Here is an 18,525-nt window from a genome sequence, read left to right on the forward strand (position 1 = left end):
ACCGGCAGGCTCTCCTCGCCCTGATCCGGGACTCCGTGATCGGCGAGGACCATGTCATGGAGACGCCGTACGGTGCCCGGCGAGTGACCTACGCGGACTACACGGCCTCGGGCCGGGCGCTGACGTTCATCGAGGACTTCATCCGCGACCAGGTGCTGCCGAGCTACGCCAACACGCACACCGAGTCGAGCGGCACCGGCCTCCAGACGACCCGCCTGCGTGAGGAGGCACGCGCGATCATCCGCGACGCCGTGGGCGGCGACGACGACACGGTCGTGCTGTTCGCCGGAGCGGGGTGCACCGGCGCGATCGCGAAGCTGATCGGCGTGCTGGGCCTGCGGATCCCGTCGGTGCTCGACGACGCCCATGCGCTGGTCGAGCACATCCCGACGGCGCGGCGACCGGTCGTGTTCACCGGACCTTACGAGCACCACTCCAACGAGATCCCGTGGCGCGAGTCCATCGCCGACGTCGTCACGATCCACCAGGACGCCGACGGCGGCGTCGACCAGCACGACCTGCGCGCGCAGCTGGAGAGGTACGCCGAGCGGCCGCTCAAGATCGGCTCCTTCTCGGCCGCGTCCAACGTCACCGGCATCGTGTCCGACACCGCCGGGATCGCGACGCTCCTGCACGAGCACGGCGCGCTGAGCTTCTGGGACTTCGCCGCGGCCGCGCCGTACGTCGACATCCGGATGCGCGCCGTCGAGGGCGCGCCGCTGTCGTACAAGGACGCGGTCTTCATCTCGCCGCACAAGTTCATCGGCGGCCCCTCGACGCCGGGGGTGCTGGTCGCGCGCCGGGGGCTCTTCGTCAACCGGGTGCCGGACGTGCCCGGCGGCGGCACCGTCGCCTACGTCAACGACGACGACCACTGCTACCTCGACGACGTCACCCACCGCGAGGAGGGCGGCACACCGGCGATCATCGAGTCGATCCGCGCCGGCCTGGTCTTCCAGCTCAAGGAGGCCGTCGGCACCGACACGATCCGCGAGCAGGAGGAGCGGCACCTGCGCCGGGCGGTGTCCGCCTGGCTCGAGGAGCCGACGATCGAGCTGCTCGGCAACCTGGACGCCGAGCGGCTCTCGATCGTCTCGTTCGTGCTGCGCTCCCCGTCGGGACGCTACCTGCACCACAACTACGTCGTCGCGCTGCTCAACGACCTCTTCGGCATCCAGTCGCGCGGTGGCTGCTCCTGCGCCGGGCCGTACGGCCACCGGCTGCTGGGCATCGACATCGATCGATCGCACGAGTTCGAGCGCGAGATCACCGGCGGCTGCGAGGGCATCAAGCCCGGCTGGGTGCGGCTGAACTTCAACTACTTCGTCTCCGACGCCGTGGTCGACTACCTGATCGAGGCGGTCCGCCTGGTCGCCCGCGACGGCTGGCGGCTCCTCGGCGACTACCGCTTCGACCCGACCTCGGGCCGGTGGCAGCACCGCGCGGGCGTCGTCACCCCGCCGCTGTCGCTGCGCGACGTCTCGTACGCCGGCGGCCGCGCGTCGATGCCGAGCAACACGGCCACCGGGGGAGAGGAGCTGCTCGCCGAGCACCTCCGCGACGGTGCCGCGATCCTCGCCGCCGCGACCGGCCCCGACCTCGACGGCCACCCCGGCAACGTCAGCGCGGACTTCGAGCACCTGCGCTGGTTCGACCTGCCCACGACCGCGCTGGACTGAGTCACCGGACGCCTCCGATCGGCCTGTGCCCATCCGTTCAAGACGATCTCGCCCCGTCCTGCCACGGTGGTGACATGACCGACAACCGGATCCGACCCAAGCTCGTCCTCGCCGACGCCGACGCCGCGCTGCGCTTCTACACGCGGGTGCTCGATGCCACGCAGCTCGCCAGGTACGAGGTCGGCGGGTCGGTGGTCTTCGCGGAGATCGAGCTCTACGGCACGCACATCACCCTCAAGGACGCCGACGAGGCCGACCCGGCGCCGACCGGGCCGGGCCCGATCCTCGACGTCGTCCACGAGGATCCCGACCGGATCGCCCGGACGATCCTCGACGCCGGCGGCGAGACCGTCTTCGAGATGTCGGAGCAGCCGTTCGGTGGCCGGTGGGGCCGGGTGCGGGACCCGTTCGGCGTCCAGTGGCTGTTGCACTCCGAGACGACGATGAGCCCGGAGGAGATCCAGGCGGTGCTGGAGCAACGGTGACCCCACCGGCCGGCGGCCTCACAGGGCGCTCAGCAGCCACCAGCCGAGCGCGCACGCCGCCAGGCCGACGGCGAGGCTGCCGGCGACGTAGCGGATCGCCTCGGGCCAGGCCCCTTCCTCGACCAGCCGCACCGTCTCGTACCCGAACGTCGAGAACGTCGTCAGCGCGCCGCAGAAGCCGGTGCCGACGAGGGTGAGCACCCAGGCCGGCGCGTCCTGGACCAGCACTGCGGCGCCCACACAGCCGAGGACGAACGACCCCACGACGTTCACGGTGAACGTGCCCCACGGGAAGACCGAGTCGTGACGGGACTGCACGACCAGGTCGGTGAGGTAGCGCAGCGGCGCGCCGACCGCGGCGCCGAGCACGACGAGGGCGACGGTCACGACGGCCCGTCGATGGCGCGGCTGACGTAGCGGATCACCTCGACCTCGTCGACGATCACCAGGCCCTCGGTGACCAGCTCGTCGAGCTGGGGCAGGAACTCACGGATGCGCTCCTCGGCGTCGACGATGACGATCGAGCAGGGCAGGTCGTCGCTCAGCGACAGGATCCGGGTCGTGTGGACGGTGTCGGACTTGCCGAACCCCTCGATGCCGTGGAAGACGCTGGCGCCGGCGAGGCCGGCCTGGTGAGCGCGGTGCACGATCTCGGTGTAGAGCGGGCGGTGGTGCCACTGGTCGTTGCCCTTGACGAAGATCGTCAGCCGCAGCGCCGGGCCGCTGTGCAGATGCATGTCGTCCTCCTGGGGTGCGTGCTCGGGTCCGCTCACGGGGCGACCGCCTGGTGCGGCGGGTGCGGGCGGCGGTGGGCGGTCCACCGAACCTCGAGCGGAGAAGGTGGAGCAGCCACCGCCGGTCGGGGTGATGCGTGGCGGTCGACCCAGCCCGGTCATCGGCCCGCCTCCGGGCGCCGCCGGGCCCGCTCCGGCAGGTCCGGCCGCTGCCCACCATGGTCGTCGGAGACCTCGTGACCGTGGCGCCGCCGCTGCGTGCGGGTCGCCGCGAGGATCGTGACGCGTCCGGCGACCAGCCCGACCCAGACGCAGACCAGCCCGACGACCAGCGTGCCGCCGAGGTAGAGCAGCAGGCCCGCGGGCCCGTCGCCGGTCGCGAGCATGGCGCGGGTGTCGAACATGTAGGTGGAGAACGTCGTCCAGCCGCCCAGCACGCCGACGCCGACGAACGGACGCACGTACCGGGTGCTGGCGAGGACGTCGACCATGAAGGCCATCAGCAGGCCGAGCAGGAGCGCCCCGGTCACGTTGACGGTGAACGTGCTCCAGGCGAACCCGCCGAACTCGTGCGGAAGCAGCTCGCCCAGGCCCCAGCGGCCCAGGCTTCCGACGACGCCGCCGGCGGCGACCGCAACCAGGATGTCGCGGTGCTCGCGCACGACGTCGCCGAGCCGCGGCCGGCCCACGGGGCGCTCTGCTGATGGGGGCATGGGTCTCCTACCTGGTGCTCTCGTCAGGTAGGGACTGTTGGCGACCTGGTCGGTCGCGGTTTCGGCGAGCCCCACCGCCATCGCTGTTCGGTGCCATCGTAGCGGCACCGGTGAGCGGGTCGCATGACGAGCGCGGGCCCCGGCCTCCGGCCGGGACCCGCTTGGGGGGAGGGGTCTGGTCAGCCCTGGAGGGCCAGCGCGAACTCCACCTTCCCGCTCGGGTCGACCGCGGCGTCGAGCACCTTGTCGTCGAGCATCGTGGCGGCGTTCTCATCGAGGTAGACGGTGGCGCCGCCCTGCTCGACGACCTGGTCGCCCGGCTCGCCTTGAGCGGCCGCGGTGACCTCGAAGGCGGGGTCGGGGGTCTCGGTGGAGGTGATCCGGAGTCCGGCGGTGTCGCCCAGGCCCGGCTGACTGGTGATCTCGTTGACGATGGCGGTTGCGTTGTCGGTGAGGGTGAGCATGCTCGCCTTTCCGATGGCGGTTGCTGGTCCAGACCACCTTTCCCGACGGATCGCCGCCAGACAAGGGCGCAGGTCGTCCCGGGCGTGTCGCGGCTTCTGGCACCCTGTCGCCATGACCCCTGACCTGCCCGTGCCGCCCGTCGCCGAGAACGCCCGTCGCCGCATCGACCTGACCAAGATCGGGGAGGGCCGGTACAAGGCGACCAACGCTCGCGGGGGAGTGGTCGCGATCGGGTCGGGTGGCGACCCGGACTTCACCCCGGTCGAGCTGCTGCTCGCGGCGATCGCCGGCTGCAGCGGGATCGACGTCGACCTGATCACCGGCAAGCGCGCACGGGCTACGTCGTTCGAGGTGACCGCCGAGGGCGACAAGATCCGTGACGACCAGGGCAATCGTCTCGTGGGCCTGCGGCTCACCTTCGACGTCCAGTTCCCCGAGGGCGAGGACGGCGACCGCGCTCGCGAGGCGCTGCCGCGCGCGATCGCGCAGTCCCGTGACCGGCTGTGCACGGTGGGCCGCACCGTCCAGGTCGGCGGTCCGATCGAGTACGTCGAGGGCTGAGCGTGCCCCGCAGGCGGCCCGGTCGCTGGGACGCCGTACCCGAGCAGCACGGCCGGCGCTTCGTCGTCACCGGAGCGAGCGGCGGCCTCGGCCTCGAGACGGCGCGGGTCCTCGCCGCGCGTGGGGCCGAGGTGGTGCTCGCCGTGCGCGACGTCCGGAAGGGCGACCGGGTCGCCTCCGAGCTGCCGGGTGCCGTCGAGGTGCGCCGCCTCGACGTCGCGGACCTGTCGTCGGTCCGCGCGTTCGCCGCCGACATCGGCCCGGTGGACGTCCTGGTCAACAACGCGGGCGTGCTCGCCGTGCCGTACCGGCTCACCGCCGACGGCTTCGAGACCCACCTGGCCACCAACCACCTCGGCCACTTCGCGCTCGCGAACCTGATGCTGCCCGGCATCCGCGACCGGGTGGTCGTGGTGTCGTCCCACTCCCATCGGGCCGGCGTCGTCGACCTCGACGACCTGAACTGGGAGCGGCGTCGCTACCAGCCCTACGCCGCGTACGCCTCGTCGAAGCTCGCGAACCTGCTCTTCCTCGCCGAGCTCCAGCGTCGGCTCACGGCCGCCGGCTCGGAGCTGCGGGCGGTGGGGGCCCACCCGGGCTCGACCGCGACCGCGATCACCGGCAACACCGGCAGCGCGGTCAAGACCTGGGTCGGCGACTGGGGCCACCGGCTCGCCGGGATGCCGGTGTGGAAGGGCGCGCTGACGACGCTCTACGCCGCGACCGTCGACGTGCCGGGCAACACCTTCGTCGGACCGGACGGGCTCCTGGAGATGCGGGGCTGGCCGACCGCGGTCGGCCGCAGCCGGGACGCGATCGACCCCGACCTGGCGCGCGGCCTGTGGCGGCGCTCGGAGGAGCTCACCGGCACCCGCTTCCCGCTCGACACCTGAGCCCGCACCTGAACCGGCCGTCGGCCGGTGCCGTATCCGCAGGCATGACCACGGTGCAGCTCGGCCCGGCCGACCGGGTCACCCTGGCCCGGGCCATGCTGGTGGCCGTCGTGGCCGGGCTGCTCGCGGTGGGGGAGGCCGGTGCCGCGGTCCCGGTCGCGGCGGTCGCGCTGGTGCTGGACCTCGTCGACGGCCGGGTGGCGCGGCGTACCGGCACGGTCTCGGCGTTCGGGGCGCGCTTCGACATGGAGACCGACGCGCTGCTGATCCTCGTGCTCAGTGTCCACGTCGCCGCGTCGTACGGCGCGTGGGTGCTGTTGATCGGCGCCGCGCGCTACCTGCTCGGTGCCGCGGAGCTGGTCTGGCCGTGGCTGCGCCGGCCGGTGCCGCCGCGCTACTGGCGCAAGGTCGTGGCGGCCGTCCAGGGAGTTGTGCTCACCGTCGTCACCGCGGGCGTGCTGCCGGCATCGATCGCGACGGTCGCGCTGCTGGCCGCGCTGGCGCTGCTCGCCGAGTCGTTCGGTCGCGACGTGGTGTGGCTGGTCCGTACGCGGCCAGGAACCGGTCGCGGAAGGCGTCCATCCGCCACACCGGCGCGTCGGTCGCGGGCAGCAGGCCGGGCCGCCAGCCCCACGACGAGATCCGGTCGAGCACCATCGGGTCGCGGGCGATGACCGACACCGGTACGTCGAAGCCGGCGTGGCTGCCCGACACGATCGTCGCGGGCTGGTGGTCGCCGAGCAGGACCACGACCGTGTCGTCGTCGCCGTAGGCCGTCAGGAACCTCGTGAACGCCCGCAGCGAGTACTTGATCGCCCCGGCGTACGCCGCGCGGACCCGATCGGGGTCGGGCCAGATGTCGCCCTCCGACGGCAGCGTCTCGGGCATGCCGAGGAAGGCCGAGCCGTCCCCGACGGTAGCCTGCGGGATCAGCCGCGGGGTGCGGGACCACGGCGCGTGGCTGCTGATCAGGTCGATCTCGGCCAGCACCGGGCGCCGGTGGCGGGCCGCGAGCTCGAGGCGGTGGAAGGCGTCGAGGGTGTACTGGTCCGGCATCGTCGGGTAGCCGAAGCGGGGGCCGCGGTAGCCGACGTTGCGCGAGTCGTAGACCCGGTCGTAGCCGTAGTAGTCGCCCTGGGGCCAGTCGCGGGTGTTGGCCGGGACGTCGGCCACCGTGCGCCAACCGGCGCGGGCGAAGAGGCGGCTGAGGGTGAGCCGGGGGCTGGTCACCAGGTGGTCGTAGCGCTGCTCGCTGTCGACCCAGAGCCCGGACTGCAGCGTGGAGTGCGCGAGCCAGCTCACCGCGCCGAAGGTCGGCGACGTCAGCCACGCCGTGCGGGCACCGAAGCCGTCGGCCGCGAGCCGGGCGGAGCCGCGCGTGAGCACGTCGCGCACCCCGGGCGAGATGGCGGGGTCCTCCACCGCGACCCGGCCGTAGCTCTCGACGAAGACGATCAGCACGTCCTTGCCGCGCAGGGCGGTCAGCAGTCGCGACCCGGGCACGTCGCGGTAGGGGTCCTCCTGCGCCGCCCGGGCGAACTCGCGGCCGTCGGCGAGCTCCGACGGGATCCGGGAGATCTCGCCGTAGAGGTACGCCGCGGTGCCGTGTCCCGCGACCGCGCGGCCGCCGGAGTCCACGCCGGCCAGCGCGAGGACCAGCCAGAGCGCGGCCAGCACCGCGAGCACCCGGCCGGCGGCGCCGCGGTCGCGGCCGGCGACCCGGGTCAGCCGCAGCGCTGCCAGCGGCAGCACGACGAGGAGCGCCACTGCGAGCAGGGCGGCGACGACCAGCAGCGCCGTGCCGCGGCCGGCACCGACCGACCCGCGCAGCGTCTCGGCGAGCCGGCCGGCGTACTGCCAGTCGATGAGCACGTCGAAGGGCCGGTTGAGCGCCTCGCGGAACCCGAGGTCGAGCACCCGGAGGATCGCGGTCACGGCGACCAGCAGACCGGCGGCGACGGCGTACGTCGTGCGCAGCCGCGGCCGGTTCGGCGGCAGCAGCAGCGCTGCGGCGAGGAGCACCAGCAACTCCAGGGGCAGCCGCACGAGCGCCGCCGGCCCGACCTGCTCGAGCCGGTCGGGAACGTTCAGCGCCGCCAGCACCAGGAGCGCCGCGCATCCGGTGACGAGCGCGGCCGGGACCGCGCGCCACCGGCGGGTGGGTCGCTCGTCGAGCACACGGGTTCACACGGTCCCGCGGGCCGTGGGGTTCAGCCGACGGTGACCGACTCGATGTCGACCGGCGTCGTGGGGTGGCCGTCGCTGGGACCGTTGGCGTTGTCGCTGCCCTTGCGCGCGGCCTTCGCGACCAGCTGCACCGACTCCTCGTCGAGCTGCCCGAAGACCGTGTAGCTCGGCGGCAGGCTCGAGTCGGCGTACACGACGAAGAACTGGGAGCCGTTGGTGTCGGGCCCGGCGTTCGCCATCGCGAGCGTGCCCGTGCCGTAGGTCTCCGAGCCGCTCAGCTCGTCGGCGAAGGAGTAGCCGGGACCGCCCGTGCCGGTGCCGGTCGGGTCGCCGCACTGGAGCACGGCGATCGACGCGGGCGGGGTCACCAGCCGGTGGCACGAGGTGCCGTCGAAGTAGCCCTGCTCCGCGAGCGAGACGAAGGAGCTCACGGTGCACGGCGTCGCGTCGGCGTCGAGGTCGGCCGTGAGGTCGCCGATGCTGGTGGTGATCGTGACCGGCACGGTGCCGGTGGTCGTGGTGGACGCCGGGGGCGGGTCGACGTCCTTCGCGGCGCCGGTCGACGAGCTGGGGTAGTCGCAGGACGTCGCCTCGGTCGGCGCGGTGTCGGCGGCGGTGTCGGTGTCGTCGGAGCCGGAGCAGCCCGCCAGGGCGGCGAGGGCGAGCAGGGTGGCCGGGACGACGGTCAGACGCGAACGCATGGGGGAGAGGGTAGAGGGCCGTGCCGATGGTCCGGGATCGAACCCGCTCACATCTCCTCGTGGGTGTCGGGATCGCCACCGAAGAGGCGGCCGTCGGGCCGGGCCAGGCCGGTGATCGCCGCCATCTCGGCGTCGCTGAGCTCGAAGCCGAAGACGTCGAGGTTCTCCCGCTGCCGCTCCGGCGTCGCGGACTTCGGGATCGGGATCGACCCGAGCTGCACCTGCCAGCGCAGGATCACCTGACCGGGGGTCACCCCGTGGGCGGCCGCGGCGTCGGCGACGGGCGGCTCGCCGAACGGGGCCTGACGCTTGCCGAGCGGGCTCCACGACTCCGTGCGGATGCCCAGGCGGTCGTTCACCGCGCGCATCTCGACCTGGGGGAAGTAGGGGTGCAGCTCGATCTGGTTCACCGCCGGGGTCACCCCGGTCTCGTCGATCAGCCGCCGGAGGTGCACCTCGGTGAAGTTCGAGACACCGATGGTGCGCACCAGGCCCTGCTCGCGCAGCTCGATCAGCGCGCGCCAGGCCTCGACGAACCGGTCGACGCTGGGGTTCGGCCAGTGGATGAGGTGCAGGTCGAGGTAGTCGAGGCCGAGCCGCTCCAAGGAGGCGTGGGTGCTGGCGATCGCGTCGTCGTACCCGTGGTCGCGGCCGGGGATCTTGCTGGCGATCAGCAGCTCCTCGCGGGGGAGCCCCGAGACGCGCACGGCCTCGCCGACGGACTCCTCGTTGCGGTAGTTCACCGCGGTGTCGAGCAGCCGGTAGCCCGCCTCGATCGCGGAGACGACGGCGGAGACCGCCTCGCCGTCCTTCAGCGGGTAGGTGCCGAAGCCGATGGCGGGAAAGGTGCTGCCGTCGTTGAGCGAGTACGTCGGGAGGGCCATGCCGGTCAACCTACTCACCGTGCTCCGGTCACCCCGGGCAGCTCCTCGGGCGTCGCCTCGTGCCCCGGCCGGCCCGCGCTGCGGCGCCGCTCCTTCATCTCCGCCTCGTAGAGGTGCCGCCGACCCTGCACGAGCTGGTCCCGTGCCGCCTGCTCGAGCTGCCTGAACAGGGCGTAGTACTCGTCGTCGTAGGCCTCGACGAGCTGGAAGCTCCAGTGCCCCGGGACCACGTTGCGGCCGACCAGCTCGCGGTCGATCCGGTCGGCGATCTCGGCGTGGCCGGCGTCGCGCAGCTGCTGCACCGCGTCGCCGAGCGTCAGGTCGGCGGTGCCGCACCGCCGATGGAACATGTAGAGATGGCCGCGGGCTACCTCGGCGACCTCCAGCGCCTCCGACAGCTTGCCGAGCGCCTCGACGGTGGCGTCGTTGACGCCGTCGGGCCGACGGTGCGCGGCGTTGGGGCCGCTCTCCCTCTCGTCGGTCCGCTCTTCAGTCCGCTCCTCGGTCATGCCGACGGCGTACCCGTTCCACGGCTCCGGCACTCTTGCCGCGTGGACCTCGAGGAGCTCTGGCGCGACGTGACCGGCACCCAGCCGCCGCCGTCGGACGCGGCGGTGGTCGCGCTCGCTGCGGTCGCCCTGCTCCTGGTCGCCGTGCCGGCGCTGTGGCGGGTGACCCGGCACGCCGTCACGATCGCGCACGAAGGCGCGCACGGTCTCGCCGCGCTCCTCACCGGCCGCTCGCTCACCGGCATCCGGCTGCACTCCGACACCTCGGGCCTGACGGTCTCGCGCGGTCGGCCCGGTGGGCCCGGGATGGTGCTGACGGCGTTCGCGGGATACGTGGGGCCCGCGCTGCTCGGCCTCGGCGCGGCGTACCTCCTGCACCACGACCACGCGCTGGCCGTGCTCTGGCTGGGCGTCGCGCTGCTGGCACTGCTGCTCCTGCAGATCCGCAACTTCTTCGGGCTGTGGTCGGTCTGCATCGCCGGCGTCGCGCTGTTCGCGGTGACGTGGTGGGGGAGCGGGACGCTGCAGTCGGTGGCGGCGTACCTCGGCACCTGGTTCCTGCTACTCGCGGCACCCCGGCCGGTGCTCGAACTCCAGGCGCTGCGACACCGCGGCTGGGCCCGGACCTCGGACGCCGACCAGCTCGCGCGGCTGACCCGGGTGCCGGGCCTGGTCTGGGTCGGGGCCTTCCTGGCGGTCACCACGGGCTGCCTGCTGATGGGGGCGTGGTGGCTGCTGGGGGTTGGCTACTAGGTTCGAGATGTGCAGATCGGCATCCACTACGCCAACTTCACCCATCCCGGCTGGGAGTCGCGGCTCGCCGAGCGACTCACCGAGACGGCCCGCGCCGCCGATCGGGGTGGGGCGTCGCTCTTCACGGTCATGGACCACTACTTCCAGATGGAGAGCCTCGGCGGGCCGGCGGAGCCGATGCTGGAGGGCTACACGACACTGGGCTACCTCGCCGGCGTCACCTCCGACGTGCGGCTCGGCCTGCTGGTGACCGGCACGACGTACCGCCGCCCCGGGCTGCTCGCGAAGATCGTCACCACGCTCGACGTGCTGTCGCGGGGGCGTGCGGTGCTGGGCCTCGGCGCCGCGTGGTACGAGCGCGAGCACCTCGCCCTCGGCGTGCCGTTCCCGCCGACCTCGGAGCGGTTCGAGCGCCTCGAGGAGACGCTGCAGATCGTGCAGCAGATGTGGAGCGACGACGACGGCCCCTATGCCGGCAGGCACTACCAGCTGGCCGAGACCGTGTGCGTGCCGCCGCCGGTGCAGCGGCCGCACCCGCCGATCCTGATCGGCGGCAGCGGCGAGCGGAAGACGCTGCGGCTGGTCGCTCGGTACGCCGACGCCTGCAACGTCTTCCGCGACAGCGTCGAGGGCACCCGGCACAAGCTCGACGTACTGCGCCGTCACTGCGACGACGTCGGCCGCGACTACGACAGCATCGAGAAGACGATGGTCAGCGGCGGCGGCGCCGATCCGGCCGCCGATCCCGATCGCTTCGTCGAGGAGATGGCGGCGTACGCCGAGCTGGGCATCTCGCTCGTCACGCTGATGCCGTCGAGCGACGACCCGGTCGGCTGGACCGAGCAGGTCTGCGCCGACGTGGTGCCGCGGCTGGCCCGGCTCTGACCGCTACCCGAACGCGCCGCCCGCGAAGCCCAGCTCCGCGAACCGCCCGCCCATCCGCCGGTGGGTCGCCGGGTCGGGGTGCAGCGAGTCGGGCAGCGGCAGCTCGGCCTCGTCCTCGGCCCCGTAGAGCCGGCGGCCGTCCAGGTAGTGGAGGTGCGGGTCGGCCGTCCGGCGCTCGGCGACGATCCGGCTGAGCTCCGTGCGAACGACCTCGAGCGTGAGCTTCCCGGCGGCGACCTCGGCCGGATCGCCCATCGCCACGAACGACAGCCGGCCCTCGGCCAGCCCGCTCAGGTCGGGCCCGCTCGGCCCCGGCGTGTGCTCGTGGATCGGGCAGAGCACGGGGGAGACGAGCAGCAGAGGAGCGTCGGGGTGACCCTCACGGATCGTGTCGAGGAAGCCGTGCACGGCCGGCCGGAAGGCGCGGGTGCGCATCAGGTCCTGGTTGACCAGGTTGATGCCGACCTTGACGCTGACCAGGTCGGCGGGGGTGTCTCGCATCGTCCGCGCCGTGAACGGGTCGAGCAGGGCGCTGCCACCGAACCCGAGGTTGACCAGGTCGACGCCCGCGAGCCCAGCGGCGACGGCCGGCCAGGTGCCGGTCGGGTGCGCCGCGTTGGAACCCTGGCTGATCGAGCTGCCGTGGTGGAGCCAGACCCGACGCGTGTCCGCGACCGGCCGGACCGGAGCGTCCGTGCGCAGCGCGACCAACACGGTGGTCTCGTCGTGGGGCAGCCAGATCTCGACGCGCTTGTCGTCCGACGGGAGGTCGACGACGCGCAGGGTGCCCGACTCGCCGAGCCGGTGCTCGAACCCGCCCGTCGCCATGTCGACGACCAGCGCGTCGCCGCCCGGCACCGAGCCCTGGGCCGCCAGCCGCCCGTCGACCACCACGTCGTACACGCCGTCGGGGCGCGTGGGCGCGCCGACGTACTCCCGCTTGGTGGGGATCGTGTCGAGCTCGATCACGGTCGCCGCGGTCCGCAGGAGCAGGCGGACGCCGGCGGGCTGCGACTCGGCCATCGCGAGCTGGCCGTCGGCCGCCTGGGCGCGCGCCCACGCGGGCAGCCGGTGCGGCAGCACGCCGCGCTCGGTGTGCTCGAGTTCGACGAAGCCTCGTAGCAGCTCCGCGGTGATCGGGGTCGTCGTCCAGCTCATCTGCAGTCCTCCGTCGTGGCACCCTACGCACCCAGGCTCGAGGGCCGACGGGGCGGTCAGCCGATTCTCCGGACCGGCGATCGCGACGTGGCGTACGGTCGGCCGGCATGCGCCAGATGCCCTCGAGCGAGATGGTCTCGCTGATCTCGTTCCTCGCCGTCCTGCTGATCTTCTTCAGCATCGACATCCGGTCGCGGCAGCCGTCGGCGTCCGACCCGTGGCATGTGCAGATGTTCGAGTGGACCTCGCGAGTGGGCGGGGTCGCGACCGCCGCCGCCCTGACGCTGGGCTGGGTCGATCTCTTCCTGTACGACGAGGGGAACCCGATCCACGTGGCGCTGGTCGCGGTGCCGGGGTCGCTGGGCGTCGGCTGCGCCATCGTGCTCGGGCTGGAGATGCTGTGGCAGCGCGGGGAGTCGACGGAGAGCGACTCCCCGTGAGCATCTGGGGCTGTCGTAGCCCGCACGGGTCGCTCGGCATAGCCCGGTAGGACCATTCTCCGCGGTGTTGGCCGCACGCGCGTAAGCGAGTGGCGCGCTCGTGGTCTGAAGGGTGATGCGACCGCCCAGGGCGGGTGGTCGCCACTCGCAGCACAGAAGTGGGGATCCAACGCATGATGGACAGCCGTCGGCGCACCGGCGCCCGGATGTTTCGGCTCTTCGGGACGCCGCGCAGCACGTCCCAGAACGATCCTCACGAGGCGAAGGAAGTCGACGAGGGCGGAGCCAAGCTCCGCGTGCGGGCGGCCACCGCGCTGCTGCTCGGCGGACGGGCCCTGTCGCACGCCTAGATGACCGATTCCAGGGTCTCGCACGCTGCGCGACGCTCAGCATCCACGCTGGCTGCGTTGCCAGCGCTCGAGAGACGCCCGGTCTGCCTTCGCGCCGGCGCCTGGCCAGCGCGGCGCTGAGCCGCCGCTCGCTTGCACGACACCCTGGAATCACTCATCTAGCCGGTCCGGGCGCCGGGCCTGAGTAGCGTCGGAGCCTGGGTGACGTGCGGTGACGGTGATCGCGGACGCTGACCTGCACTGGGCGCGCGCTCGCCGCGGGGGAGGGACGGGAGTGCTCGTCCTGGCGGGGTCCAGCGGCCGGCTCGATACGGGTCGTGCAGAGGTCCTCGCCGCCGCCGGCGCGACCGCGCTCGCGTTGCGGTGGTTCGGCGGGGAGGGGCAACCCGCAGTGCCGTGCGAGGTCGACCTCGAGACGTTCGTCGACGCGCTCGACCTGCTCGCACCGGTGTGCGACCGGCTCGCGGTCGTGGGCCTGTCCTACGGCGCAGAGGCGGCGCTGCTCACCGCGGTCCGCGATCCGCGGGTCCAGGCCGTGGTCGCCTTCGCGCCCACGGACGTCGTCTGGGAGGGGCAGCACCGGCACGATGCCGATCCGCGGCGAAGCAAGTGGACCTGGCGGGGGAGGCCTGTTCCGTTCGTGCCGCTGGACCGCGGCTGGGTGCCGGACCGGGAGCTGCCCGCCTTCGCCCCGCACTACGCGCGCAGTCGCGAGCTGGCGGGCGACGCGACCGTCGACGCGGCCACGATCCCGGTCGAACGGCTACGCGGCGATCTGGTGCTGGTCGCGGGCGGTGACGATCAGGTGTGGCCGAGCGTCGCGGCCGCTCGGGCCATCGTGGCGCGTCGAGCGGCACACGGCCTGGAGACCGTCCTCATCGAGGACTCCCGAGCCGGGCATCCGAGCGTGCTCCCCGGGGAGGTCGCCCCGGACCCGGCCCGCAGCTATCTCGTCGGCGGCGACGAGGGCGCTGCGGAGCGCATCGGCGCGCTGGCGTGGCCGGCCATCCGCAACGTACTGAGGCTGGACTGAACCGAACCTCTTCGGCACGCAACGGCCGTGCCACGTTACCGCATCGCAGCCTTGCGGCTTTTCCGTACGCGTGCCACCATCGACACATGGACACCAAGCCCCGGTACCACGGCTACGTGAGTCTCCAGCGCCGCGGGCTCGTTGCCCTGCCGGCCGAAGTTCGGCAGCGTATGCACTTGGATGAGCCGGGCGCGCAGCTTGAGGTCACCGAGCGAGAGGACGGGGTTCTGGAGCTTCGGGCGGCGCTGCCGGTGCCGGCCGAGCAGGCCTGGTTCTGGACCCAGAGCTGGCAGGAGCGTGAGCGCGAGGTCGAGGTCCATGTCGCGGCCGGCGAGCTCACGATCCACGATGACGTGACGGACTTCCTCGCCCACGTCGACGACGTGGCCGACGGTTCCGCTGACAGTGACAGCGATAGCGAGTGAAGTTCGAGACCACCCCGGCGTTCGACCGCGACATTCGGAGACTCGAACGCGAGTGGCTGGCGGAGTTCAGGGCGGTCGTGAAGGAGAGGTTCGCGCCGGCGTGCGATGCCTACGTCGCTGACCCTGCGACGCCGTGGCCGGCCTCACTGCGCGTGAAGTCGCTCCGCGGAGCCGACGGCGTGCTCGAGATGACCTGGTCGTTCGCCAGCCCTGACGGTCGCGCAACGTTCGAGCTCGTGACCATCGGCGGCGAGCTGCGGTGCCGGTGGCGCCGGGTCGGCGATCACGACGTCTTCAAGGAGCCGTAGACGCCAGGTACGGGGGAGTCCTGGCTGGCGCATGGACGTAAGACAGCTCGTCGAGGCTCAGGCCAGCCACGAGGCGTAGAAGATCCCGAGCCCGGTCGCGACGAAGATCCCCGCGACGATCCAGAAGCGGATCACCACGGTGACCTCGTCCCATCCCAGGTGCTCGAAGTGATGGTGGATGGGGGTGATCCGGAAGATCCGCCGCCCCGTGCCGGTGAGTCGCCTCGTGAGCTTGAAGTAGCTCATCTGGAGGAGCACGGACAGCGTCTCGAGCACGAACAGTCCCGCGATGACGGCCATCAGGAGCTCGGTGCGCGACATGATCGCCAGCCCGGCCAGCGCGCCCCCGATCGCGAGCGAGCCGACGTCGCCCATGATGATCTGCGCGGGCTTGGCGTTCCACCAGAGGAAGCCGATGCACGCCGCCATGACGGCGGCGGAGAACACCGCGAGATCGAGGGGATCGCGCACCTGGTAGCACTGGGACTCCACCACCGTGGGTCGGGAGGAGCCGCACATCTGGTTGTTCTGCCAGACGTTCACGATCGTGTAGGCACCGAAGATCAACGTCGAGGCGCCGGCGAGGAGCCCGTCGGCGCCGTCGGTCAGGTTGGCCGCGTTGGAGGTCGCGGTGACGATGAACCAGATCAGCAGCAGGACCACGACCAGCGGCAGCTTGACTCCCCAGTCGTGCGTGGTGGAGAGGTACTGCGACGCCGGCGTGACTCCCCGTTCGTCGGCGAAGAACTGGGTGGCCAGGACCCCGAAGACGAGCGCGATCAGGGTCTGACCGGCCATCTTCGCCCGGCTGCTCAGGCCCGCGTTGTTCTGCGTGTAGACCTTGATGAAGTCATCGAGGAAGCCCACGACGCCACAGCCGAGGAACAGCAGCAGCACGAGCCAGGCACTCGCGCTCGGCCACCTGCCGGTCAGGGCCGTGGCGGCCAGGTAGGCCGCCGTCGCCGCCAGCAGGATCACGAGCCCGCCCATGGTCGGCGTACCCCGCTTGACGTGATGGGTCGTCGGTCCGTCGTCCCTGATCGGCTGGCCGAAGCCGTGCCGGGTGAACCATCCGATCGCGATCCGGGTGCCCAGCAGCGAACAGATCACGGCGAGCCCGCCGCTCAGGAGTATCGCCCGCATGCAGTCCAGCCCCCTCGGCCATCAGGATCGGTCGATCCCTTCCAGGCACGAGGGAGTCGTCTCACCGCCATTGTGGGGTAGCGGGAGCGGGGAGGCGGCCACGGCACACCGGCCGGTGGCGATCGGGGGAGAGGCGGCGAGCGCGCTGTCTCAAGCCTCGGCCAGGACCGCCGCCGCCATCGCCCGGCGGTCTGCGCACCGGGACGGCATCGTCTGCCAGTAGTACGGAAAGGTGATCAGGGCGATCAGGAGCGCCCAGCCCATCGACTTCGCCCAGGTCGCATCGTCGAGGTCGAGCAGCCCGCGGAACTCGGCACGGCCGGCGCCGTCGAGCACCTCCCAGGCGACGATCAGGTCGACGGTGGGGTCGCCTACCGCCAGGCCACCGAAGTCGAGAGCCGCGGCCAGCCGACCGTCCCGGAGCAGCAGGTTCTCGGCCAGGAGATCGCCGTGGTACCAGCTGCGGCTCTCCACGAGGGATCGTTCGGCCGCGACGGCGTCGGTCCAGATCGCCCGTGCGCGGTCGAGGTCCAGGCCGAGGTCGGGGATGGCGCGGCACGCCTCGGCCAACTCGTGGAAGTCATCCGCGAACTCCGCCAGCTGACCGCCACGATAGGAGTGCAGCGCCGGGTCGTCGTGTGCCTCGACCGGGACGGGCACCTGCCGCAGCTCCGCGACCAGCTCGGCAAGGTCGGCGGCAAGGGGCTCCGACGACCGGTGCCGGGACGAGTCCCATGGCACCGACGGCGCAGCACCCTCGATCCACCTCACGACCGACCACTTCTCGGGGTAGCCGAACCCGGGGTCGCCGACCGCGACGAGCTCCGGCACCGCGGTCGACAGTCCGCTGGCGACGTGGGGGAGCCACCGCGCCTCCTTCTCGACGGTTGCCGACCCGCCGGGTTGGCGTGGCAGCCGAGCAAGCAGGTCGTCGCCGAGACGGAACAGCGCATTCGTCGAACCGGAGGCGTCCACCGGCTCGACAGCAAGATCGCCGAGCTCCGGCAGTGACACCTGGACGAGGCTCCGCACCAGGGAGGCGTCGATGGTCAACTCATCGTCATGCATCGCGGCCACGGGTGGATCGTTGCCGACTCCGTGGGGGCTCGCCACCCGTTTCGAGCGAGCAGGGGCATGCGGCTGCGGCGCAGAACTGTTGGAGTCGGACTTGACGGCGGATGAGCGGGACGGGGCCAGGAGGGAGCTGAGCTCTTCTGTCAGCAGCGCACTTCCGTCTCGCGAAGCCTCGCGCCTCCAAGGTTCCGCGAATTATGCGCTCTTGTACAGTTTCGCGGTCCTACCTACGCTGGACGTCATGAGCGAGATGACCGTGAGTGAGGCCCGGGCCCGGCTGGCCGACGTCGTTGACGCGGCCCGCGTCGCACGAGACCCGGTGTTCCTGACTCGGCGTGGTCGCCGGGTCGCGGCCGTCGTAGATGCTGAGCAGCTCCAGCAGCTGCTCGAGGACGCCGAGGATCTCGCCGACATCCAGGCGGCAGCCGAGGCCCGCGCGGAGATGGCCGAGACCGGCGAGGCCGCGATCCCTTGGGACCAGGTCAAGGCCGACCTCGGGCTCGCATGACCGGCCCGACCTACCGGATCGAGGTAGCGCTAACGGCAGCCCGCCAACTGCGCAAGCTGGACCATCCCGCTCGGCGTCGCATCCAGGCCGCCGTCGAGCTGCTCGCTAGCGATCCGAGGCCTCCGGGCGCCAAGAAGCTCGTCGGAGGCGAAGGTGAGTGGCGCGTGCGGACTGGCGACTACCGCATCGTGTACGAGATCCACGACCACGTGCTGCGGGTGCTAGTCCTCGCGGTCGGGCACCGACGCAACGTCTACCGCCGCTCATCTGGCGTAGCACGCAAGGCTAGAACTTGACATAATGCCAGTTATCGGCGATCAATCGGTTCTTGTCACACCCTTCACAGATCTGGGTGAGACATGGACAAGTACGGCCATGAGTGGCCTGTCGTCTGGACTGAGCGTGCTTGGTGGACTGTTGAGGATGCTGCACGTCTTCTCCGAGTTCACACAGACACGCTCTATGACGCTTGCGCGTCAGGAACCTTCCCTCATAACCGCATTGGTGACTCGTCGGCTTGGTTCATCAGGATTCCTTGTGAGGCTTTGAGGCTTCGTCTACGTCCTGAGATTAGAGAACGTACGTACAACACTTATGGCGATACCGCCCAACTTGAACTACCACTTGATGTTTCATG

Annotated in this window: 25 protein-coding genes and 1 pseudogene; 15 read left to right on the plus strand and 11 right to left on the minus strand. The window is 71.7% G+C overall.

Going from position 1 to position 18,525, the window contains the following annotated elements; translation table 11 throughout:
- The first annotated feature begins 56 nt into the window (after window positions 1-56).
- Window positions 57-1,679, plus strand: coding sequence for an aminotransferase class V-fold PLP-dependent enzyme (locus FHU40_RS24125; RefSeq protein WP_183595043.1), 1,623 nt, complete (start codon window positions 57-59; stop codon window positions 1,677-1,679).
- A gap of 74 nt (window positions 1,680-1,753) precedes the next feature.
- On the plus strand, window positions 1,754-2,164 hold the full coding sequence (locus FHU40_RS24130; protein ID WP_183595044.1) for a VOC family protein: 411 nt from the start codon (window positions 1,754-1,756) through the stop codon (window positions 2,162-2,164).
- A gap of 18 nt (window positions 2,165-2,182) precedes the next feature.
- Here the strand turns inward: FHU40_RS24130 and crcB are convergent, their stop codons facing one another.
- From crcB to FHU40_RS24150, 4 genes are all read right to left on the minus strand, one after another.
- Complete coding sequence (gene crcB, locus FHU40_RS24135; RefSeq protein ID WP_183595045.1) at window positions 2,183-2,551, minus strand: fluoride efflux transporter CrcB; 369 nt, start codon at window positions 2,549-2,551, stop codon at window positions 2,183-2,185.
- Entirely contained in the window at window positions 2,548-2,937 is a 390-nt protein-coding gene (locus FHU40_RS24140) for a DUF190 domain-containing protein (RefSeq protein ID WP_252275350.1), read from the minus strand. The genes crcB and FHU40_RS24140 overlap by 4 nt, the downstream gene beginning before the upstream one ends.
- 119 nt (window positions 2,938-3,056) lie before the next feature.
- Window positions 3,057-3,611, minus strand: coding sequence for a fluoride efflux transporter FluC (locus tag FHU40_RS24145; protein WP_183595046.1), 555 nt, complete (start codon window positions 3,609-3,611; stop codon window positions 3,057-3,059).
- Between the two features lie 179 nt (window positions 3,612-3,790).
- Window positions 3,791-4,075 carry a Fe-S cluster assembly protein HesB gene (locus FHU40_RS24150; RefSeq protein ID WP_183595047.1) on the minus strand — a complete coding sequence of 95 codons (285 nt, stop codon included), beginning with the start codon at window positions 4,073-4,075 and terminating at the stop codon, window positions 3,791-3,793.
- 112 nt (window positions 4,076-4,187) lie between these two features.
- Between FHU40_RS24150 and FHU40_RS24155 the strand changes: the two genes are divergently transcribed.
- The 3 genes from FHU40_RS24155 to FHU40_RS24165 are packed head-to-tail and all read left to right on the plus strand — an operon-like array spanning window position 4,188 to window position 6,204.
- Window positions 4,188-4,637 carry an OsmC family protein gene (locus FHU40_RS24155; protein WP_183595048.1) on the plus strand — a complete coding sequence of 150 codons (450 nt, stop codon included), beginning with the start codon at window positions 4,188-4,190 and terminating at the stop codon, window positions 4,635-4,637.
- A gap of 2 nt (window positions 4,638-4,639) precedes the next feature.
- Window positions 4,640-5,530: an oxidoreductase gene (locus tag FHU40_RS24160; protein WP_183595049.1), complete on the plus strand. Its 891-nt coding sequence runs from the start codon at window positions 4,640-4,642 to the stop codon at window positions 5,528-5,530.
- A gap of 44 nt (window positions 5,531-5,574) precedes the next feature.
- Window positions 5,575-6,204, plus strand: a complete 630-nt coding sequence (locus tag FHU40_RS24165) for a CDP-alcohol phosphatidyltransferase family protein (RefSeq protein WP_183595050.1) — start codon at window positions 5,575-5,577, stop codon at window positions 6,202-6,204.
- A gap of 55 nt (window positions 6,205-6,259) precedes the next feature.
- Here the strand turns inward: FHU40_RS24165 and FHU40_RS28625 are convergent.
- From FHU40_RS28625 to FHU40_RS24180, 4 genes and pseudogenes are all read right to left on the minus strand, one after another.
- A pseudogene (locus tag FHU40_RS28625) lies at window positions 6,260-7,708 on the minus strand (sulfatase-like hydrolase/transferase); the annotation flags it as partial.
- A 32-nt stretch (window positions 7,709-7,740) separates the two neighbouring features.
- Complete coding sequence (locus FHU40_RS24170) at window positions 7,741-8,418, minus strand: peptidylprolyl isomerase (protein ID WP_183595051.1); 678 nt, start codon at window positions 8,416-8,418, stop codon at window positions 7,741-7,743.
- Window positions 8,419-8,465: 47 nt separating this feature from the next.
- On the minus strand, window positions 8,466-9,302 hold the full coding sequence (locus FHU40_RS24175; protein ID WP_183595052.1) for an aldo/keto reductase: 837 nt from the start codon (window positions 9,300-9,302) through the stop codon (window positions 8,466-8,468).
- A 14-nt stretch (window positions 9,303-9,316) separates the two neighbouring features.
- Complete coding sequence (locus FHU40_RS24180; protein WP_183595053.1) at window positions 9,317-9,811, minus strand: hypothetical protein; 495 nt, start codon at window positions 9,809-9,811, stop codon at window positions 9,317-9,319.
- 42 nt (window positions 9,812-9,853) lie between these two features.
- Between FHU40_RS24180 and FHU40_RS24185 the strand changes: the two genes are divergently transcribed.
- Both FHU40_RS24185 and FHU40_RS24190 read left to right on the plus strand, forming a co-directional pair.
- Window positions 9,854-10,564 (plus strand): M50 family metallopeptidase, encoded by a 711-nt coding sequence (locus tag FHU40_RS24185; RefSeq protein ID WP_183595054.1) that lies wholly within the window; start codon window positions 9,854-9,856, stop codon window positions 10,562-10,564.
- Window positions 10,565-10,573: 9 nt separating this feature from the next.
- Window positions 10,574-11,449: a TIGR03560 family F420-dependent LLM class oxidoreductase gene (locus tag FHU40_RS24190; protein ID WP_183595055.1), complete on the plus strand. Its 876-nt coding sequence runs from the start codon at window positions 10,574-10,576 to the stop codon at window positions 11,447-11,449.
- A gap of 3 nt (window positions 11,450-11,452) precedes the next feature.
- Here FHU40_RS24190 and FHU40_RS24195 read toward each other — a convergent pair whose 3' ends face one another.
- Window positions 11,453-12,607, minus strand: coding sequence for a GDSL-type esterase/lipase family protein (locus FHU40_RS24195; RefSeq protein ID WP_183595056.1), 1,155 nt, complete (start codon window positions 12,605-12,607; stop codon window positions 11,453-11,455).
- Between the two features lie 107 nt (window positions 12,608-12,714).
- On the opposite strand from FHU40_RS24195, the gene FHU40_RS24200 reads away from it, so the two are divergent.
- The 5 genes from FHU40_RS24200 (at window position 12,715) to FHU40_RS24220 (ending at window position 15,163) form a co-directional block, all read left to right on the plus strand.
- Entirely contained in the window at window positions 12,715-13,047 is a 333-nt protein-coding gene (locus tag FHU40_RS24200) for a hypothetical protein (RefSeq protein WP_183595057.1), read from the plus strand.
- A gap of 173 nt (window positions 13,048-13,220) precedes the next feature.
- A complete protein-coding gene (locus FHU40_RS24205) occupies window positions 13,221-13,397 on the plus strand; it encodes a hypothetical protein (protein ID WP_183595058.1) in 177 nt (58 codons plus the stop codon).
- A 217-nt stretch (window positions 13,398-13,614) separates the two neighbouring features.
- Entirely contained in the window at window positions 13,615-14,430 is an 816-nt protein-coding gene (locus FHU40_RS24210) for an acyl-CoA thioester hydrolase/BAAT C-terminal domain-containing protein (RefSeq protein WP_221200227.1), read from the plus strand.
- A gap of 86 nt (window positions 14,431-14,516) precedes the next feature.
- On the plus strand, window positions 14,517-14,855 hold the full coding sequence (locus FHU40_RS24215; protein WP_183595059.1) for an AbrB/MazE/SpoVT family DNA-binding domain-containing protein: 339 nt from the start codon (window positions 14,517-14,519) through the stop codon (window positions 14,853-14,855).
- Complete coding sequence (locus FHU40_RS24220; RefSeq protein WP_183595060.1) at window positions 14,852-15,163, plus strand: hypothetical protein; 312 nt, start codon at window positions 14,852-14,854, stop codon at window positions 15,161-15,163. The genes FHU40_RS24215 and FHU40_RS24220 overlap by 4 nt, the downstream gene beginning before the upstream one ends.
- A gap of 57 nt (window positions 15,164-15,220) precedes the next feature.
- Here the strand turns inward: FHU40_RS24220 and mraY are convergent, their stop codons facing one another.
- Both mraY and FHU40_RS24230 read right to left on the minus strand, forming a co-directional pair.
- Window positions 15,221-16,306 carry a phospho-N-acetylmuramoyl-pentapeptide-transferase gene (mraY, locus tag FHU40_RS24225; protein ID WP_183595061.1) on the minus strand — a complete coding sequence of 362 codons (1,086 nt, stop codon included), beginning with the start codon at window positions 16,304-16,306 and terminating at the stop codon, window positions 15,221-15,223.
- Window positions 16,307-16,456: 150 nt separating this feature from the next.
- On the minus strand, window positions 16,457-17,374 hold the full coding sequence (locus FHU40_RS24230) for an aminoglycoside phosphotransferase family protein (RefSeq protein WP_246391522.1): 918 nt from the start codon (window positions 17,372-17,374) through the stop codon (window positions 16,457-16,459).
- A 247-nt stretch (window positions 17,375-17,621) separates the two neighbouring features.
- Here FHU40_RS24230 and FHU40_RS24235 point away from each other — a divergent pair, with 247 nt between their 5' ends.
- The 3 genes from FHU40_RS24235 to FHU40_RS29910 all read left to right on the plus strand — a co-directional run.
- Window positions 17,622-17,888 carry a type II toxin-antitoxin system Phd/YefM family antitoxin gene (locus FHU40_RS24235; protein WP_183595063.1) on the plus strand — a complete coding sequence of 89 codons (267 nt, stop codon included), beginning with the start codon at window positions 17,622-17,624 and terminating at the stop codon, window positions 17,886-17,888.
- Window positions 17,885-18,184, plus strand: coding sequence for a type II toxin-antitoxin system RelE family toxin (locus FHU40_RS24240; protein ID WP_183595064.1), 300 nt, complete (start codon window positions 17,885-17,887; stop codon window positions 18,182-18,184). The genes FHU40_RS24235 and FHU40_RS24240 overlap by 4 nt, the downstream gene beginning before the upstream one ends.
- Window positions 18,185-18,247: 63 nt before the next feature.
- On the plus strand, window positions 18,248-18,525 hold a 278-nt coding region (locus FHU40_RS29910; protein WP_183595065.1), incomplete at its 3' end, for a helix-turn-helix domain-containing protein.

Source organism: Nocardioides soli (assembly GCF_014191495.1).
Lineage (GTDB): Bacteria > Actinomycetota > Actinomycetes > Propionibacteriales > Nocardioidaceae > Nocardioides > Nocardioides soli.

Coding starts and splice junctions, on each gene's coding strand:
- FHU40_RS24125 (WP_183595043.1), top strand. CDS start 57: ATGGAGACGCCGTACGGTGCCCGGCGAGTGACCTACGCGGACTACACG.
- FHU40_RS24130 (WP_183595044.1), top strand. CDS start 1,754: ATGACCGACAACCGGATCCGACCCAAGCTCGTCCTCGCCGACGCCGAC.
- FHU40_RS24145 (WP_183595046.1), bottom strand. CDS start 3,611: ATGCCCCCATCAGCAGAGCGCCCCGTGGGCCGGCCGCGGCTCGGCGAC.
- FHU40_RS24150 (WP_183595047.1), bottom strand. CDS start 4,075: ATGCTCACCCTCACCGACAACGCAACCGCCATCGTCAACGAGATCACC.
- FHU40_RS24155 (WP_183595048.1), top strand. CDS start 4,188: ATGACCCCTGACCTGCCCGTGCCGCCCGTCGCCGAGAACGCCCGTCGC.
- FHU40_RS24165 (WP_183595050.1), top strand. CDS start 5,575: ATGACCACGGTGCAGCTCGGCCCGGCCGACCGGGTCACCCTGGCCCGG.
- FHU40_RS24170 (WP_183595051.1), bottom strand. CDS start 8,418: ATGCGTTCGCGTCTGACCGTCGTCCCGGCCACCCTGCTCGCCCTCGCC.
- FHU40_RS24175 (WP_183595052.1), bottom strand. CDS start 9,302: ATGGCCCTCCCGACGTACTCGCTCAACGACGGCAGCACCTTTCCCGCC.
- FHU40_RS24180 (WP_183595053.1), bottom strand. CDS start 9,811: ATGACCGAGGAGCGGACTGAAGAGCGGACCGACGAGAGGGAGAGCGGC.
- FHU40_RS24195 (WP_183595056.1), bottom strand. CDS start 12,607: ATGAGCTGGACGACGACCCCGATCACCGCGGAGCTGCTACGAGGCTTC.
- FHU40_RS24200 (WP_183595057.1), top strand. CDS start 12,715: ATGCGCCAGATGCCCTCGAGCGAGATGGTCTCGCTGATCTCGTTCCTC.
- FHU40_RS24205 (WP_183595058.1), top strand. CDS start 13,221: ATGATGGACAGCCGTCGGCGCACCGGCGCCCGGATGTTTCGGCTCTTC.
- FHU40_RS24215 (WP_183595059.1), top strand. CDS start 14,517: ATGGACACCAAGCCCCGGTACCACGGCTACGTGAGTCTCCAGCGCCGC.
- mraY (WP_183595061.1), bottom strand. CDS start 16,306: ATGCGGGCGATACTCCTGAGCGGCGGGCTCGCCGTGATCTGTTCGCTG.
- FHU40_RS24230 (WP_246391522.1), bottom strand. CDS start 17,374: ATGCATGACGATGAGTTGACCATCGACGCCTCCCTGGTGCGGAGCCTC.
- FHU40_RS24235 (WP_183595063.1), top strand. CDS start 17,622: ATGAGCGAGATGACCGTGAGTGAGGCCCGGGCCCGGCTGGCCGACGTC.
- FHU40_RS24240 (WP_183595064.1), top strand. CDS start 17,885: ATGACCGGCCCGACCTACCGGATCGAGGTAGCGCTAACGGCAGCCCGC.